Origin of the sequence: Campylobacter sp. BCW_6463 (assembly GCF_001762785.1) — a bacterium.
GTDB classification, from domain to species: domain Bacteria; phylum Campylobacterota; class Campylobacteria; order Campylobacterales; family Campylobacteraceae; genus Campylobacter_D; species Campylobacter_D jejuni.
On the sequence record NZ_MJXL01000041.1, the window covers coordinates 60,013 to 76,905 of the forward strand.

At 30.1% G+C, this 16,893-nt stretch carries 15 protein-coding genes; 8 read left to right on the forward strand and 7 right to left on the reverse strand.

Annotation, left to right across the window (positions count from 1 at the left end):
- Window positions 1–11: 11 nt before the first annotated feature.
- Entirely contained in the window at window positions 12–2,651 is a 2,640-nt protein-coding gene (gene polA / locus AJ884_RS04465; RefSeq protein ID WP_070233660.1) for a DNA polymerase I, read from the reverse strand.
- Window positions 2,652–2,812: 161 nt separating this feature from the next.
- Between polA and AJ884_RS04470 the strand changes: the two genes are divergently transcribed.
- Window positions 2,813–4,174 carry an MFS transporter gene (locus AJ884_RS04470; protein WP_070233659.1) on the forward strand — a complete coding sequence of 454 codons (1,362 nt, stop codon included), beginning with the start codon at window positions 2,813–2,815 and terminating at the stop codon, window positions 4,172–4,174.
- Complete coding sequence (locus AJ884_RS04475) at window positions 4,171–5,178, forward strand: nucleoside hydrolase (protein ID WP_070233658.1); 1,008 nt, start codon at window positions 4,171–4,173, stop codon at window positions 5,176–5,178. Before AJ884_RS04470 ends, AJ884_RS04475 begins: the two co-directional genes overlap by 4 nt.
- Here AJ884_RS04475 and AJ884_RS04480 read toward each other — a convergent pair.
- From AJ884_RS04480 to AJ884_RS04505, 6 genes are all read right to left on the reverse strand, one after another.
- Window positions 5,134–5,577: a YqaA family protein gene (locus tag AJ884_RS04480; RefSeq protein ID WP_002859441.1), complete on the reverse strand. Its 444-nt coding sequence runs from the start codon at window positions 5,575–5,577 to the stop codon at window positions 5,134–5,136. The genes AJ884_RS04475 and AJ884_RS04480 overlap by 45 nt on opposite strands.
- Window positions 5,577–6,173, reverse strand: coding sequence for a hypothetical protein (locus tag AJ884_RS04485; protein WP_070233657.1), 597 nt, complete (start codon window positions 6,171–6,173; stop codon window positions 5,577–5,579). The genes AJ884_RS04480 and AJ884_RS04485 overlap by 1 nt, the downstream gene beginning before the upstream one ends.
- Window positions 6,154–6,861, reverse strand: a complete 708-nt coding sequence (locus AJ884_RS04490; protein WP_002894535.1) for a hypothetical protein — start codon at window positions 6,859–6,861, stop codon at window positions 6,154–6,156. The genes AJ884_RS04485 and AJ884_RS04490 overlap by 20 nt, the downstream gene beginning before the upstream one ends.
- Before the next feature lie 19 nt (window positions 6,862–6,880).
- Entirely contained in the window at window positions 6,881–7,432 is a 552-nt protein-coding gene (locus AJ884_RS04495) for a hypothetical protein (RefSeq protein ID WP_002870756.1), read from the reverse strand.
- Window position 7,433: 1 nt separating this feature from the next.
- The gene (gene uvrA / locus AJ884_RS04500) at window positions 7,434–10,256 is read right to left on the reverse strand and encodes an excinuclease ABC subunit UvrA (RefSeq protein ID WP_070233656.1); all 2,823 of its coding nucleotides are present in this window, start codon (window positions 10,254–10,256) and stop codon (window positions 7,434–7,436) included.
- Between the two features lie 73 nt (window positions 10,257–10,329).
- Window positions 10,330–11,115 (reverse strand): sulfite exporter TauE/SafE family protein, encoded by a 786-nt coding sequence (locus AJ884_RS04505; RefSeq protein ID WP_070210135.1) that lies wholly within the window; start codon window positions 11,113–11,115, stop codon window positions 10,330–10,332.
- Between the two features lie 122 nt (window positions 11,116–11,237).
- Between AJ884_RS04505 and AJ884_RS04510 the strand changes: the two genes are divergently transcribed.
- From AJ884_RS04510 to trpA, 6 genes are all read left to right on the forward strand, one after another.
- Window positions 11,238–11,363 carry a hypothetical protein gene (locus tag AJ884_RS04510; protein WP_002854718.1) on the forward strand — a complete coding sequence of 42 codons (126 nt, stop codon included), beginning with the start codon at window positions 11,238–11,240 and terminating at the stop codon, window positions 11,361–11,363.
- A gap of 169 nt (window positions 11,364–11,532) precedes the next feature.
- On the forward strand, window positions 11,533–12,783 hold the full coding sequence (locus AJ884_RS04515; RefSeq protein ID WP_002861115.1) for an anthranilate synthase component I family protein: 1,251 nt from the start codon (window positions 11,533–11,535) through the stop codon (window positions 12,781–12,783).
- On the forward strand, window positions 12,780–14,381 hold the full coding sequence (gene trpD / locus AJ884_RS04520; protein WP_070210136.1) for an anthranilate phosphoribosyltransferase: 1,602 nt from the start codon (window positions 12,780–12,782) through the stop codon (window positions 14,379–14,381). The genes AJ884_RS04515 and trpD overlap by 4 nt, the downstream gene beginning before the upstream one ends.
- The gene (locus tag AJ884_RS04525; RefSeq protein ID WP_002854429.1) at window positions 14,368–14,967 is read left to right on the forward strand and encodes a phosphoribosylanthranilate isomerase; all 600 of its coding nucleotides are present in this window, start codon (window positions 14,368–14,370) and stop codon (window positions 14,965–14,967) included. Before trpD ends, AJ884_RS04525 begins: the two co-directional genes overlap by 14 nt.
- Entirely contained in the window at window positions 14,964–16,142 is a 1,179-nt protein-coding gene (trpB, locus tag AJ884_RS04530) for a tryptophan synthase subunit beta (protein ID WP_002857405.1), read from the forward strand. The genes AJ884_RS04525 and trpB overlap by 4 nt, the downstream gene beginning before the upstream one ends.
- Entirely contained in the window at window positions 16,135–16,884 is a 750-nt protein-coding gene (gene trpA, locus AJ884_RS04535; RefSeq protein ID WP_070233655.1) for a tryptophan synthase subunit alpha, read from the forward strand. Before trpB ends, trpA begins: the two co-directional genes overlap by 8 nt.
- Window positions 16,885–16,893 lie beyond the last annotated feature (9 nt).

The following is a 16,893-nucleotide window of genomic DNA, read 5'->3' on the forward strand; positions in this document are numbered from 1 at the left end:
TATCTCCTTGATTATTTTAAATCGCCCCAATTTTTGGCAATACTTGAGCTTGTTTTTAATTTTATTTTTAATTTTACTATATTTTCCATAATATCTCTAGTTTTTTTTACAAAATTTTCACATAAATCATCTTTTACTTCAAAAATTAATTCATCATGAATTTGCAAAATAAGCTTTTTGTCTTCATTTAATTCTTTATTGATTTCTAGCATTGCAAGTTTGATTACATCTGCTGCTGAACCTTGCAAGATTGAATTAATGCTTTCTCTTTCATACATGGCAATTTGCATAGGTTTTGCATTTTCAAAATCAAAATAACGCTTGCGACCGCTTAAAGTAGTGATAAAACCATTTTGTTTAGCTTCGTTTTTAACTGTTTCAAAATATTTTTTAATGCTAGTAAAATTTTCAAAATATTTTTCTATATAAGATTTGGCTAAATGAGCTTCTATTTTTAAATTTTGACTTAAAGTTTTATAGCCCATGCCATAAATAAGTCCAAAATTTATACTTTTTGCAACACTTCTGGTTTCATAATTGCTTTCTCCAAAAATCATTATAGCTGTTCTTGCATGTATATCTTCATCGTTAGCAAAAGCATTTAAAAGTTTTTCATCTTCGCTAAAATGTGCAAGCATTCTCAGTTCGATTTGAGAATAATCAAGAGAGATAAAACTAAATCCATCTTTAGCTACAAAGCAAGATTTATAATCTTTTGCGTATTGTCCGTGTGCAGGAATATTTTGCAAATTTGGATCTTTAGATGAAAGGCGACCCGTTGCAGTTCCAGTTTGTAAAAAACTTGAGTAAATGCGTGAATTTTCATCTTTTAACGCTAGTTTTAACAAAGGTTCGCAATAAGTGGAATAAAGTTTGGCAAGTTCTCTATAATCTAAAATTTTGGCAATTACAGGATGTTTATCTAAAAGTGCATTTAAAACTTTTTCATCGGTAGAATATCCTGTTTTTCCTTTTTTTCCACTTGGAAGTTTAAGTTTTTCAAAAAGTATATCACCTACTTGTTTAGGTGAGTTTAGGTTAAATCTATCCTCACAAAGAGTATAAATTTCTTCACTTAAATTTTTGATTTCATTTTCAAATTTTTTCATAAGGGCTTCAAGTGCATTTGTATCAAGCTTTATGCCATTTTCTTCCATCATCATAATGATTTTAATGAAATCAAATTCACAGTTTTTAGCAAGTTCTAATAAAGGAGTTTCAAGATTTTTTAAAAAATAAAGATAAAATCTTAACGTGATATAAGCATCTTCTGCGGCGTATTTGCAAGCTTTTTCAAGTTCTACACTTGCAAAATTTTCTCCTTTTTTAACAAGGCTTTCAAAATGCAAGGTTTCGTAATTAAAAAGTCTTAAGGCTAAATCATCCATATTTACTCTTAAAGAAGGATTTTTAAGCCATGCTAAAATCATTGTATCTGCGTATTTTTGAGGTAAATTTAATCCAAAATTATTTTGAATGATTTTAAAATCATATTTGAGATTGTGCCCTATAACAAAATGATTAAAGATTAGTTCTATGGCTTTTTTGGCATTTTGCAATGAGATTTGCTCACCTACTCCAAGATAATTATGAGTTAAAGGCACATAAAAGGCTTCGTTTTCACTCATACAAAAACTAAAACCAACAATTTTTGCCTCTTTTGTATCAAGTCCTGTAGTTTCGGTATCAAAAGCAATAATACTTTCTTTATCAAGAGTATTTAAAATTTCAAAAAGTTTGTTTTCATCTTGTATTAAAGTGGCTTTAAAACCTAAATTTTTATCTTTATTATCAGGATTTTGACGCAGTTTTTTAAGCAAAGCATTAAGTTCGTAATGTTCTAAAATTTCAAGTATTTTTAAAAGAGGTTCTTCATCAGGATAAGTGGCTTTTTCTATAAGATCTTGCACTTCTAAATTTTCATACAAAGAAGCTAATTTTTTGCTTAAAAATGCATTTTCCTTACCCTCTAAAAGCAAATTACGACTTCTTTCGTTGCGTACTAGGGTTAAATTTTCATAAATTCCTTCTATGCTGCCAAATTCATCAAGTAAGGTTTTGGCTCCTTTTGCGCCTATACCTTTAACGCCTGGAATATTATCAGAACTATCTCCGCAAAGAGCTAAAAAATCTCTGATTTGATGAGGTTTTACTCCGTATTTTTCTAAACACGCTGCTTCATCATAGTCGTTTTTAGAAATAGGGCTATAAATACTTGTTTTACCATCTTTTATGAGTTGATAAAGATCTTTATCTTGAGTGATAATGCGTACAAAAATATCCCTATCTTCACAAGTTTTTACAAAAGAAGCGATGATATCATCGGCTTCATAACCTTCCCTAGAAACGCTTATAAAACCCATTTTTTCTATCATCTCTATGCAAATTGGAATTTGTTCTAGAAGTTCAGGTGGTGGTGGAGTGCGATTTTGTTTATAGTTTGGATCAATTTCGCTACGAAAAGTTTTTCCTTTGGAGTCTAATGCAAAAACAATATAATCACTTTTATGTTCATTTTTTAAGCTATAAATAAAATTTGCAAAACCGCTAATCATTCCACTAGCTTGTCCTTGTGAATTTTTAAAACCTTTTAATGCGTAGTAAAGTCTGAAAAAAAATCCAAAAGTATCGATAATAGTTAAAGTTTTCATAATAATTTCTTCTTTTGATAAAATATATTTTTAAGTTGTATTATTTCAAAATTTTGCTTAAAATGTCTACAATTTAAGATCTTTAAGCAAAAACACTGCAATTTTTAGCCATAATTACAAATTATTTATAAAAAAATATATTAAAATATAAGGATAATGTAATGACAAATCAGCAAATTGATGGAATTGCGGATAAGAATTTTAACACACCTAAAGGTAGGAAAGTTTTTAAAAAGGCAGTTTTTTCTTGCTGGTTGGGAACTGCTATGGAATATGCAGATTTTGCACTTTATGGTTTAGCAGCTGCAACAATTTTTTCAGAAGTGTTTTTTCCTGAGCAAACTCCAGTAATTGCACTTTTGCTTAGTTTTGTAACTTATGGCATAGGTTTTATTGCAAGACCTATTGGGGCTTTGTTTTTTGGTTATTTAGGTGATAAACACGGAAGAAAAAATGTTATGATGGCTACAATAGCTTTAATGGGAATTTCAACTACTCTGATAGGTTTTATTCCAAGTTATGCAGTGATTGGTGTTTGGGCGCCTATTTGTTTGGTTGCATTGCGTTTTATGCAGGGTTTTGGTGCGGGAGCTGAACTTTCAGGTGGAACAGTTATGCTTGGAGAATATGCTCCTAGCAAGAGAAGAGGGCTTGTTTCTTCTGTGATTGCTTTAGGATCAAATAGCGGAACTTTGCTTGCGTCTTTTGTATGGCTTTTGATGGTACAAATGGATGAAGCAAGTTTTAAAGAATGGGGTTGGAGAGTTCCTTTTATGGGAAGTATTTTAATCGCTCTTTTTGCTGTATATATTCGTTTTCATGTCAAAGAAACCCCTGTTTTTGAAAAGCAAAAAAATGAAATGATGAAATTGCGTCTTAATAACGAAAAGCATATAAAAAAAGATGAAAGAAGTTTTTGGCAAAGAAGTCGTGCTTTTTGGACTATGGTGGGCTTAAGAATAGGCGAAAATGGACCTTCTTATCTTGCGCAAGGTTTTATTGTAGGTTATGTGACTAAAATTTTACTTTTAGACAAATCAGTTGCTACTACAGCGGTAATGATAGCTTCATTGGTAGGGTTTTTAGTTATTCCTTTGGCGGGTTATTTAAGTGATAAATTTGGAAGACGTATTACTTATAGAATGTTTTGTTTGCTTTTAATGATTTATGCTTTTCCTGCTTTTATACTTTTAGATAGTAAAAATGAAATTATTGTGATTTTAACTATTATTGTAGGTATGTCTTTAGCATCTTTAGGGATTTTTGGTGTGCAAGCGGCTTGGGGTGTGGAGCTTTTTGGGGTAAAAAACCGTTATACAAAAATGGCTTTTGCTAAGGAGCTAGGTTCTATTCTTTCAGGAGGAACAGCGCCTATGGTGGCTTCTGCTTTACTTGCGTATTATGGCACTTGGTGGCCTATTGCAACATATTTTGTATTAACTGCAAGTATAGGTTTTGTGACTACATTTTTTGCGCCAGAAACTAGAGGTAGAGATTTAAATAAAATAGAAGATGCGATATGAGACTTATTTTAGACACGGACATAGGCAATGCTATTGCAGGAGCAAATACTGATGATGGTTTAGCACTTGCTTTGATTTTGTCATCTAAAGAAATCAAACTTGAAATGCTAAGCACAGTTTGCGGTAATGTTCCAAGCCTTGTTGCCTATAGTGTGGCTAAGGATTTATTTAAACGTTTAAATTTAAATATCCCCGTTTATTTGGGAGCGAATGAAGCCTTAAAAGAATCAAGTAAAGCTTGGCGTCAAAGACTTGATGAAAGTGTAAAAAATTTTAAACTTGAATATCTTTGGGAAAATATAAAAAGTCCTGAAATTTTAGAAAATATAAATCCTGATGCGATTTTTAAAATGGGTGAGTTAGTGAGTAAAAATCCTAAAGAAATTTCTATTTGTGCGATAGGACCTTTGACAAATATCGCTATGGCTATGAAAATTTTTAAAGATTTTGATATAAATCTTAAAGAGCTTTTTATTATGGGAGGCAGTTTTGATATGCCTTATTACACTAAAGATACAAATTTTGGTTTTGATCCTGAGGCGGCTAGTATAGTGCTAAATTCAAGAGCTAAAATTACACTCGTACCTTATAATGCAACCATGCAGACTTTATTGACTCATGAGGATTTAAAAGAGTTGCAAGGTAAGAATATTTTATGTGATTTTATCGTTGAAACTTTAGGTGTTTGGATTGATTATGCCTCTAAAACACGTGGTACAAAGGGAACTTGGATACATGACGCTTTAACGATAGCTTACGCATTAGATTCTAGTATTGCAGATTTTGATGAGTGTTATGCTGATGTTATTTGCGATAGTTCTTTGGCAAGAGGTATGAGTTGGCGTTGTTTTAAAGAACCAAAAATGAGTATAGGGGTGGATTTAAGCACTAAAAATTGTGTTAAAATTTTAAAAAATGTTAATAATGCAAAGCTTTTAGAGTTGATAAAAATGAGGCTTTTAAAAGGAGTTTGCTATGAAAATTATGAAAGCATAACGACTTAATTTTCCAAGTAAGATAAAAAATATAGTTTTTAAAAAAGAATATTTTGCAAAACCAAGTCCCAAGGCAAAAAGATCTCCTACTAAAGGCAAAAAAGTAAAAAAAGCAAATATACTTCCAAATTTAGCAAAATTAGCATTGAAATTTTCTAATTTTTTCAAGGATTTGCTAAAGTATTTTTCTAAAATTTTTTCTTTTCCAAAATACGCTAAAGCATAAGTACTTAAACTTCCTAAGGTATTACCCAAAGTGGCTACGATAAGTACCAAATTCGGATTAAAATCAAGTTTTATAAAGCCTAAAACAAAGGCTTCACTTGCTAAGGGTAATAGTGTGCTTGAAAGAAAACACACCATGAAAAGCCCTAAATAGCTAATATCATTATATAAAAAATCAAACATTAAAACTCTTTTTTACGCATTAAAATAAACAAAATAAAAAGATGGATAGGAAATAAAAAAGATTTGATAATTTCAAAATACAAATTTAAATTTCCAAGATCTAATCTTAAAAAAATAGCACCTACAATGATAAAAATAAAATAAATTTTGAAAAGATGGCTTTGAAAAAATTTATCTAAAAGAAATATATAAATAAAAGAAAGAATAAAAGCTAAATAAATGAAAAATTGCCATAAGTTAGCGTTTTCTAGATGAAAATACATATCAATACAACAAACAAACATTATATAAATAAAACAAAAAGCCAAAGGAAATATCAATTTTTCTTTTCTAAAAATAAAAAAATAAAATAAATGTATAAAACAAAATAAAATTAGCAGTAAAAAAGTTAAAATAGAATTTAAAAAACGCAAATTTTCTCTTAGATGATAAAGCTTTTGATCGGCTAAATTTAGCATTTGAAGGTTTTGCGGCGGTAATTCATAAAGGCTATAATCAATGGTTAAATAGTGATTAAAAACAAAAACTAAGGTGATTTGACTTAGGCTTAAAAAGATAACAAATAAAATACTATAGTTAAATATTTTCTTTTTCATTGGATAAAAGCTTTAAATTTGGGATAAATTTGATATTTTGGTTTTTACTAAGTGCGAAAGCAAATAGGGCGTAATAAATGACAAACAATAAGCCTGTAAAGAAAAAAAACATAAACAAAGTTATGGCTAAAGCAAGTGAAGGCTTGCTATGAATTAAAAAAAGCATAAATATAAAAACAATTATCAAAATCATACTTTTAAAAATAAAACATAAGAGAAAATAAATTTGATTTTCACATAAAGCTCTTAGTGTTTTAAAAAATATAAAAGTACAAAAAATGGCTACTATAAGACATAAAAAAGAAAAGCTATATAGAGCAATACGCGTCTGACTGAGAGGATAAGCACTCATAATAAGAATTAAGTTAAACAAAGCGATAAATTGAGTGCTTGCAGCTATAAAAAAACTTATCAACAAAACTTTACTTTTACTTGTAAAATAAAGTTTTAAAATCATAATTGAATAAGAAATTAAAAAAATCACACAAAAAATTATAGTTAAAATGTTAGCGATAGAATCAAAATTATACAATTTTAAATCATAGATAAAATCAAGAACGATAGGTAAAAAATAAAAACAAATTGAAAGTAAAAAACTTATAAAAACTATCCAAGCAAACTTTTTAACGCTTTTAAAATCATTTTGTCTTCGAATTTCAAACATTTGATGAAAGTTTAAATTTGACACTTTTCTTCTTTAAAATATTTCAATCTAGCTTTTTTAAAATTTTATACCTTTCAAAGGCATAAGCAAAACTCAAAAAATGCAAAGTAAGGAAAAGAAATAAAAGGCTTGATTTATAGACAAATATAAAAGATAAAAATGCCAAAAGCATGCACAAAAATGCAAATAAAAAAGACATTTTCACTTCTTTAAAAAGCAAAGCAAGGGTAAGTGAAAATAAAAAATAAAAAACGAAAAATAAAGCTAAAAGCCCTAAAAATAAAATTTTATTTTCCAAAAGAAAAAAAGATGCACCAAGGTTTATAATGGCAAGCAAAAAATAAATTAAAATCTTATTAGAAGAAAATAAAAAATGAATTCTGACCACCATAAAAATAAAAGCAAGAACTATGTAAATACAAGAAAAGAAGCATAAAAATATACCGCCAATATAAAGAATTTCGTTCCCAGCTTCATATGAACTCGTCACCCCTTCATAAGAAAAAAAGTAATAAAAATTATATAAAGCACAGAAAAATATATAAACACTTAATCTTTTAATCTTAAAAAATGCAATTTTTTGTTCGTGTGTCATTTCAACTCCTTGCGTTTTTAAGCTCTAGATCTAAATAATATCCTGTATAGGATTTTGTTTTCTTATGCTCTTTAGCGACTTTTTCCACGCTTCCTGTGCTTATAACTTTTCCACCTTTAACTCCGCCTTCAGGCCCCATATCGATAATATAATCAGCATTTTTAATCACATCTAAATTATGTTCTATCACAAAAACAGAATTTTTAAGATCAACCAAATGTTGTAAAACTAAGATGAGTTTATTAACATCTTCAAAATGCAGTCCTGTTGTAGGTTCATCAAGTATATAAAGCGTTTTTCCTGTATCGCTACGACTTAGTTCTTTAGCAAGTTTGATTCTTTGTGCTTCACCCCCGCTTAAGGTGGTGGCATTTTGTCCTAGGGTTAGATAATCTAAACCCACTTTTACTAGAGTATCTAATTTTTGTTTGATTTTAGGAACGGCTGTAAAAAATTCACTCGCTTCTAAAACACTCATATTTAAAATTTCGCTGATATTTTTACCCTTATATTTGATTTCTAGCGTGGCGTCATTGTAGCGTTTGCCCTCGCAAGTATCACAAACTACCATAACATCAGGTAAAAAATGCATTTCTATTTTGATTTCTCCATCTCCGCTACATTTCTCACATCTTCCACCCTTGACATTAAAAGAAAAGCGTCCTGCTTTATAACCACGCATTTTGGCTTCTTTGGTGGCGGCAAAAAGATTTCTGATTTCATCCATAGCACCTGTATAGGTAGCAGGATTTGAACGTGGTGTGCGCCCAATTGGGCTTTGATCAAGATAAATGACTTTATCAAGTTTTTCAAGTCCTTCTATTTGCACTCCGCCAAGTTTTTTAACTTTTTTCGCACGGTTTAATTCCTCTTGTGCAAAAGGAAGTAGGGTTTGAAGTATCAAAGAACTTTTTCCAGAACCTGAAACTCCCGTTATAGCGACTAAATTTTGTAAAGGAAATTTTACGCTTAAATCTTGGATATTGTTAATATTTACATTTTTAAGTTCAAGCCATTCTTTTTGCGTTCTGTTTTGAAGTTGTGAAATTTGTTTTTTACCATTCATATAAAGTGCAGTTTCACTTTTGCTTTTTAAAAGTTCTTTATAAGTTCCACTAAATACAACTTCACCCCCAAATTTTCCTGCTTTTGGACCAATATCTACGATAAAATCAGCTTCTTCTATGGTCATTTTATCATGCTCTACGACAATTAGAGTATTGCCCTTTTGTTGTAAATTTCTTAAAGTTTTAATCAGTTTTGCAGTATCTCTTTCATGAAGTCCTATGCTAGGCTCATCTAAGACATACATCACTCCACTTAAACCACTGCCAATTTGTGAAGCTATACGGATTCTTTGTGCTTCACCCCCACTAATCGTTCTTGCATCACGCCCTAAAGAAAGATAACCTAGCCCCACATCATACAAGAAAAACAATCTTTCGTTGATTTCTTTTAGGATAGGTTTAGAAATAAGTTTTTGCTGCTCGCTTAAATAGGAAAAATTTTTCTCATCTGCAAAAAAGGCCGTACTATCTTCTATGCTCATATCTAAAATTTCATCCAAGCCTTTTTTGGCTACTTTCACGGCTAAACTTTCGGGTTTTAAACGATGCCCACCACAGTCTTTGCAAATTTTTTCACTCATATATTCGGCTAAATCTTTTTCATCTTTTAGCATTTCATAAGCCATTTTAACCACGCCTTCAAAAGTGCGTTTTAGACGATTTCTTTTCCAAAGAAATTCTATAGTTTTGGCATTACCATATAATACAAGGCGTTTTTGCTCTTCGCTTAATTGCATAAAAGGTATTTTGATAGGAATTTCATTTTGTTCGCAAAAGGCGATTAGGAATTTATAATAATAACTTTTGTTAAAACCATACATGATTTTAACAGCACCATTTTCGAGGCTTAAATTTTCATCGATGATTTTTTTCATATCTAAAGTATAACGAATTCCAAGTCCATCACAAGCTTCACATGCTCCTTTTGGAGAATTAAAAGAAAAGCTTAAAGGTTCAAGTGGAACAAAGGAAATTTTACAATCAAAACAAGCGCAGTGTTCGCTAAAATGATAGTGTTTATTAAGATTTATTTCTTCATGATTTAAAACTTCTATTTCTATTTCTCCAAAGCTTTCTTGTAAGCCTTTTTCTATATCGCTTGCAAGGCGAGAAAGTAAATCTTCTTGAATTTCAAGTCTATCTATGACAAGTTTAATGGTGTGTTTTTTGGTTTTAGCCAGTTCAATTTCTTCATCAAGTCTTACTAAAACTCCATCAATTTGAGCTCTTACATAGCCTTTGTTGCGCAAATTTTCAAGTAAATCTGCATAAGTTCCTTTTTTTTCTCGTATGAGTGGGGCGTAGATGATGATTTTTGCACCTTTTGGAAATTTTAAAATTTCACTGACTATATCACTTGCACTCATAGATGAGATTTTTTGTCCACATTGATGACAATGTTGAATGCCAACTCTTGCATATAAAAGTCTTAGATAATCATAAATTTCAGTGATGGTTCCCACGGTCGAGCGTGGATTTTTAGAAGTAGTTTTTTGATCTATGGCAATGGCTGGAGTTAAACCTTCGATTTTATCGACATCAGGTTTGCCTACCTTATCTAAAAATTGTCTGGCATAAGCACTTAAACTTTCTATATAACGGCGTTGTCCTTCAGCATAAAGAGTGCCAAAAGCAAGGGTTGATTTTCCACTTCCACTCAGTCCTGTAAAAACAATGAGTTTGTTTTTGGGAATTTCAAGGTGGATATTTTTTAGGTTATTTTCTCTTGCACCAATGATTTTGATGGTATCGTTCATAGTCTTTCCTAAACATTAAAATAAATTTAAGATTTTAGCATAATAATATTAAAAGAACTTGGATAAATCCAAGTTAAAAATTTATAAGATTTAGCTTATTAAGCAAAGAGTGGGTGGTTCCAAGTATTGATAAGGCATATACGCAAAGTAAAATTTTTCTATGAGCTGAAATATGCATTTTTTCTATGATTTTAATTCCTATAAAAACTCCAACCATAGAAGCTATACCTACTAGTATTCCTTTATGAATAACTTCAGAGTCTATAACTCCAGAATTTGAAAAAGATATAACACCAGAGACTGAAGCAAAAATAACAAAAAACAAGGATAAGGAAACAACTTTTTTACTATCATAGCCTAAAAAATAAGCTAAAATTGGAGCAATTAAAAGTCCACCACCAATTCCCAAAGAAATAGCAAAAATACCAGTAAAAGCTCCAGCAATAAATAAAATGACATTCTTTACCCAAACGCTTCTTTGAATTTGCACAATGTTTTCTTTAATTCCAAAAGCATATTTGATAAAAAATATACAACTTACCGTCAAAAATACGCTAGTAAGAGCTACATCGCTTAAAGCTTTTAAAAGTATTCCGCTAAAGCTTGCCCCTATGAGCCCTCCAAAACCTATCATAACACCATCTTTAAGATTTAGATTTTTTTTCTTATAATTAATATAAGAGCCAAAAACTGCTGCAAAAATCATTTGCAATACTGAAATTCCGATAGCATGGTGAGCGCTTGCTCCAAGTGCGAACATAGAAGGAACGATAATCATACCTCCACCAATGCCAAAAAGTCCAGAAGCAATACCTGAAATGATTCCTATGATTAGATAAGGTAAATCTGTGATTTCCATAGCTTTTCCTAAAAAATATTAAATATTTCAAATACGGAATAATTTTATCTTATTAAGCTAAGTATTATCTTAGTTTTTTAAAACAATAGAATATTTTTTTGGTAACTTTAAGCATCGTAAAAATGTTTCAAAATATTATAAAATATAAAGATTTTATAATATTTATTTTAAATTTAAAGCAAAATTTATATTTATTGATTAAAATTAACTTAGACTTTAAAAATTTTCATAAAAGTCTTAATTTTTGAAATATTTTATAAGAAAGGTAAAAGATGAGTGAAAATGATTTTTTTGGTAATTCTTTGATTTTAAAACTTACACACACTCTTCGCTCTTGGCGTTTCTAAACTTCTTTTTATCTAAATTTTTTCTTTAGTATTATTTTTATTTATTTTATTTTTTTAAAAAAGGCCTATTATGTTTGTTAAAAATGTAAATTTTTATTACAGACAAATCCTTGAAAAATTTGAAAATTCTTATTTTGCAGAGGATTTGACTAAGGTAATTATAGGGATTGATTGTGATTATTTAGATGCTAATGAATTATCATTTAGCGAGTTTAAGGCAAAATATTATGAAGCTTTAAGTAAGAATAAAATTTGCGACTTTGCTGGATTTTTTGGAGTTTTTAGTGCGAATTTTGTATCTTTGTTTGAGAAAATTCCACTTTCTTCTAAGAAAAATTATGATTTTCCTTTATTTTTATTTGCCAATGCTAAAGCTTATTTGATTTATGAGAAAAATAGTAAGATGTTTTTTAAATTTGGCGCTTCAAAATATTTTGAATATTTAAAAGATGATATTGAACCAATTAAAAAGAAACAAAAAAATGCTTTTGAAATTTTAAATTCTTTAGAAGATGAAAAAAATGATTTTTTAAAAATGTGTGAAAAAGCTAAAGAATATCTTTTAAGTGGAGATATTTTTCAAGTGGTCTTAAGTAAGCAACTTTGTATCAAGCATCAAGTAAATGCTTTTGATTATTATGAGAGTTTAAGTGCTTTAAATCCAAGCGCTTATATGTATTATTTTCCAAGTAAATATGGTGTTGTTTTGGGTTCTTCTCCAGAGTTTTTATTGAAAATTAAAAAAAGAGAGATTTATTTAGCCCCTATTGCTGGAACTAGAAATTTGGAAAATAACTGTGATCTTTTAGCTTTAGAAAAAGATCTTTTAAGTGATGAAAAAGAACTTAGTGAACATAAGATGCTTGTAGATTTAGCAAGAAATGATGCTTCTAAATTTGGCGCTCAAACAAGAGTGGAAAATCTTTTTTCTATTATTAAAAATAAATTTGTAATGCACATAGTGAGTGAAGTGTATGCCAATATGAAAGAAGATGCGAGTATTTTCGATGTGATTGAAGCAGTTTTTCCAGCGGGAACTTTAAGCGGAGCTCCTAAAATAAGAGCTTTAGAGATCATTAGTGAGCTTGAAGATTGCGATCGTGGAATTTATGGTGGTGCGGTAGGATTTTTAAATTTTAACGAAGACATAACTTTAGCGATTTTAATTCGTTGCGCTTTTTTTACTCAAGATAAGGCTTATTTGGCAAGTGGGGCGGGTATTGTTTTGCAAAGTGAGAGTCAAAAAGAATATGCAGAAATTTGTGCTAAACGCAAGGCGCTTTTGGTAGCTTTTGAAAATTTAAAAAAGGAAAATCAATGATACTTTTAATTGATAATTATGATTCTTTTGTTTTTAATGTCAAAAGCATGTTAGAGCAACTCAGCAATGATGAAATTTTAGTAAGAAGAAATGATGAAATTTCTCTGAGTGAAATTAAAAATTTAAATCCTACTCATATTATTTTAAGTCCTGGTCCAAAGCATCCAAGTCAAAGTGGGATTTGTCTTGAAATTTTTAAAGCAAGGCTTAATATCCCTGTTTTGGGCATTTGTTTAGGACATCAAGCTTTAGCTTTAGCTTTTGATTCTTTAGTGGTTAAGATGCAAGAGCCTATGCATGCAAAAAATTCTTTGATAAAACAATGCAAGGAAAATGAATTATTTTCTAATTTGCCTCCAAATTTTAGCGTGATGCGTTATCATTCTTTAGAGGTTAAACAGCTTAGTGATGAGCTTGAAATTTTAGCCCTTGATGAGAAGGGTGTGATTATGGCTTTGGGACATAAAAATTTACCTTATTATGGTGTGCAATTTCATCCTGAAAGCTATTTTAGTGAATATGGCTTACAGCTTTTTTCTAATTTTTTAAAACAAGATATAAAAAAATCACAAAAACAAGAAAATCCTTTAAGTTTTTATTTGCAAAAAATGAGTGAAAATCATTTTTTACAAAGCGATGATTTTGAGCAAATTTGTAAGATTATTATGTCTAAAGATTATGAAATTTTACAAGTGGCGGCTTTGTTGATTTTAATCACAGAAAAGTCTTTAAACGAAAAATCTTTAAGTGCTTTTGTAAGACAAATTTTAAGATATTCTCAAACTTTTAGTGATGAGAGTGAGATGATTGATATTTGCGGAACAGGTGGAGATGGTTTTAAAAGTATCAATGTTTCTACGACTAGTGCTTTTATTTTAGCAGCTTTAGGGGTAAAAGTAGCCAAACACGGAAATCGTGCCATTTCAAGTTCTAGCGGAAGTACAGATGTGTTAGAAGCTTTAAATATAACTACTCTAAACACTTTAGAATCAGTTTTAAAACAACTAAATAATCAAGGGCTTAGTTTTTTACATGCTCCATTTTTTCATCCTTTAGTAGGAGAACTTAAAGAGATCAGATCAAGACTTGGAGTAAGAACGGTTTTTAATGTTTTAGGTCCTTTATTGCACCCTAATTTAAAGTTAAAATATCAACTTATGGGAAATTATCACGCACCTGTGCATAGGCTTTTGATAGAGGTTTTAAAAAATTTAGGACGCAAAAAAGCTTTAGTGGTAAGAGGAAATGATGGTATGGATGAGCTTAGTATTTGTGATGAAAGTAAAATTTATGAGCTTTGTGAGGGAGAAATTTTAGAGTATTCTATCTGTCCTGAACAATTTGGTTTTAAAAGAGCTTTTCATAGTGAAATCATAGGATCTAGTGCATATGAAAACGCTAAGGATTTAAAAGATATTTTAAGTGGTAAAATGCAAGGGGCAAAATTTGATTTAGTAGTTTTAAATGCTATGTTTGCACTTTATACAGCCAATAAAGCAAGTTCGCCTTTAGTGGCTAAAGATATGATTTTAGAAGCCATTTATTCAGGTAAGGTTATAGAGTATTTTAAGGAGTATCAAGCTTATGCTAAAGCTTAAAATTTGTGGCATTAAAGATGAAAAAAATGCTAAAGATTTAGCTTTTTTAAATATTGATTTTTTTGGACTTATTTTTGCTAAAAGTCCAAGAAGAGTGAGTTTAGAACAAGCAAGAAATTTAAGTGCAATTTTTCATGAAAAAGATAAAAAAGTTGTCGGTGTTTTTGTAGATGAGAATTTGGAACAAATTTTAAGATGTATTCAAGAAGTTAAGCTTGATGGAGTACAAATTTATCGCACTATTACCAAAGAAGAATTTGAAATTTTAAAGGTACAAAATGTTTTTGTATGGCAGGTGATAAGTGTGGAAGATAGTTTAGATTTAAAAAGTGAAATTTTTGCTGATTTAGTGCTTTTTGATGCTAAGGGAATTTTAAAGGGCGGTAATGGAATAAGTTTTAATTGGACTTTATTAAGTTCTTATACTAAAGATTTTGTATTAGCTGGAGGCATAGGTTTGGATAATATTCATAAGGCCGTAAAAACAGGAGCTAAAATTTTAGATCTTAATTCAAAACTTGAAGATGAAAAAGGCTTAAAAGATATCAACAAAATAAAACAAATTTTAAAGGAGCTGAAAAAATGAAAAAAGCATATTATGGGGATTTTGGTGGGCAGTTTTTGCCTGAAAGTGCAATGTTTGCTTTAAATGAGCTAGAAAGTGCTTTTTTGAAATTTTCTAAAGATAAACTCTTTAAAAAAGAATTAAACGAGCTTTTAAAAACTTATGTGGGGCGTCCTACTCCGCTTTATTTTGCTAGAAATTTAAGCAAAAAATATCAGCATGAAATTTATTTAAAACGCGAGGATTTAAATCATACTGGAGCACATAAAATCAATAATGCCATCGCTCAAGCCCTTTTAGCAAAAAAAATGGGAAAGAAAAAAATCATAGCAGAAACAGGAGCAGGTCAACACGGACTTGCAACAGCCACTGCAGCAGCACTTTTAGGACTTGAATGTGAAATTTATATGGGGGCAACTGATGTACAAAGACAGGCTTTAAATGTTTATAAAATGGAGCTTTTGGGTGCTAAAATTCATGCAGTACAAAGTGGGCTTAAAACTCTAAAAGAAGCTACTACTGCAGCTATTCAAGCTTGGGTTGGAGATATTAAAAATATTTTTTATGTGGTTGGAAGTGCGGTAGGTCCTTATCCTTATCCTAAAATGGTAACCCATTTTCAAAGCATTATAGGAAAAGAATGCAAAATGCAACTTCAAAAACTCAATAAAAAAGTAGATTATATTATTGCAGCTGTTGGGGGTGGAAGCAATGCAGCTGGGATTTTTTATGATTTTATCAAAGATGAAAATGTTAAACTTATAGGTATTGAAGCAGGGGGGCTTGGCATCGATACACCTTATCATGCAGCGACTTTAAATAAGGGAAAAACAGGCATTATTCACGGTATGAAAACCAAGGTTTTACAAGATGATTTAGGCAATATCTTGCCTGTGCATAGTGTTTCTGCAGGGCTTGATTATCCAGGAATTGGCCCTTTGCATGCTTTTTTATTTGAAAGTAAAAGAGCGCAATATCATGCTATAAGTGATGAAGAATGTATGCAAGCTTTAAAATTACTTTGCAAAGAGGAAGGTATTATTGCAGCGATTGAAAGTTCGCATGCTTTAGCGTTTTTAGAAAAACTTTGTCCAACTTTAAAAAAGAAAAGCGTGATAGTAGTAAATCTTTCAGGTAGGGGAGATAAGGATATGCAAATGATTAGAGATTATAAAAAAGGGGTGATTTATGGTTGATTTTAGAAAATTTTATAAAGAAAATGCAAATGTGGCTTATACGGTTTTAGGTTATCCAAATCTTCAAACAAGTGAAGCTTTTTTGCAAAGATTGGATCAAAGCCCTATTGATATTTTAGAACTTGGTGTTGCTTATAGTGATCCTATTGCCGATGGTGAGATTATTGCAGATGCGGCAAAAATAGCTCTTGATCAAGGTGTAGATATTTACAATGTTTTTGAGCTTTTAGCTAGGGTAAAAACTAAAAAAGCTTTGGTTTTTATGGTTTATTATAATTTAATTTTTTCTTATGGTTTGGAAAAATTTGTGAAAAAAGCAAAATCTTTAGGGATTTGTGCTTTGATTATACCTGAATTAAGTTTTGAAGAAAGTGATGATTTAATTAAAGAGTGTGAAAAATATAATATAGCTTTAATTACACTTGTAAGTGTTACAACCCCTAAAGAAAGGGTTAAAAAGTTAGTAAAACATGCTAAAGGTTTTATTTATTTATTAGCAAGCATAGGTATTACAGGTACTAAAAGTGTCGAAGAAGCAGTCTTACAAGATAAAGTAAAAGAAATCAGATCTTTTACAAATTTGCCTATTTTTGTAGGTTTTGGCATTCAAAATAATCAAGATGTAAAAAGAATGAGAAAAGTTGCTGATGGAGTGATTGTGGGAACTAGCATAGTAAAGTGTTTTAAACAAGGAAATTTGGATATAATAATGAAAGATATTGAAGAAATTTTCAAAAAATAAAATTTTAAA

Excerpts from the sequence above, each read along its gene's own strand:
- polA (WP_070233660.1), bottom strand. The coding sequence starts at position 2,651 with ATGAAAACTTTAACTATTATCGATACTTTTGGATTTTTTTTCAGACTT.
- trpB (WP_002857405.1), top strand. The coding sequence starts at position 14,964 with ATGAAAAAAGCATATTATGGGGATTTTGGTGGGCAGTTTTTGCCTGAA.
- AJ884_RS04495 (WP_002870756.1), bottom strand. The coding sequence starts at position 7,432 with ATGACACACGAACAAAAAATTGCATTTTTTAAGATTAAAAGATTAAGT.
- AJ884_RS04480 (WP_002859441.1), bottom strand. The coding sequence starts at position 5,577 with ATGTTTGATTTTTTATATAATGATATTAGCTATTTAGGGCTTTTCATG.
- uvrA (WP_070233656.1), bottom strand. The coding sequence starts at position 10,256 with ATGAACGATACCATCAAAATCATTGGTGCAAGAGAAAATAACCTAAAA.
- AJ884_RS04505 (WP_070210135.1), bottom strand. The coding sequence starts at position 11,115 with ATGGAAATCACAGATTTACCTTATCTAATCATAGGAATCATTTCAGGT.
- AJ884_RS04470 (WP_070233659.1), top strand. The coding sequence starts at position 2,813 with ATGACAAATCAGCAAATTGATGGAATTGCGGATAAGAATTTTAACACA.
- trpA (WP_070233655.1), top strand. The coding sequence starts at position 16,135 with ATGGTTGATTTTAGAAAATTTTATAAAGAAAATGCAAATGTGGCTTAT.
- AJ884_RS04515 (WP_002861115.1), top strand. The coding sequence starts at position 11,533 with ATGTTTGTTAAAAATGTAAATTTTTATTACAGACAAATCCTTGAAAAA.
- AJ884_RS04485 (WP_070233657.1), bottom strand. The coding sequence starts at position 6,173 with ATGAAAAAGAAAATATTTAACTATAGTATTTTATTTGTTATCTTTTTA.
- trpD (WP_070210136.1), top strand. The coding sequence starts at position 12,780 with ATGATACTTTTAATTGATAATTATGATTCTTTTGTTTTTAATGTCAAA.
- AJ884_RS04510 (WP_002854718.1), top strand. The coding sequence starts at position 11,238 with ATGTTTCAAAATATTATAAAATATAAAGATTTTATAATATTTATTTTA.
- AJ884_RS04525 (WP_002854429.1), top strand. The coding sequence starts at position 14,368 with ATGCTAAAGCTTAAAATTTGTGGCATTAAAGATGAAAAAAATGCTAAA.
- AJ884_RS04475 (WP_070233658.1), top strand. The coding sequence starts at position 4,171 with ATGAGACTTATTTTAGACACGGACATAGGCAATGCTATTGCAGGAGCA.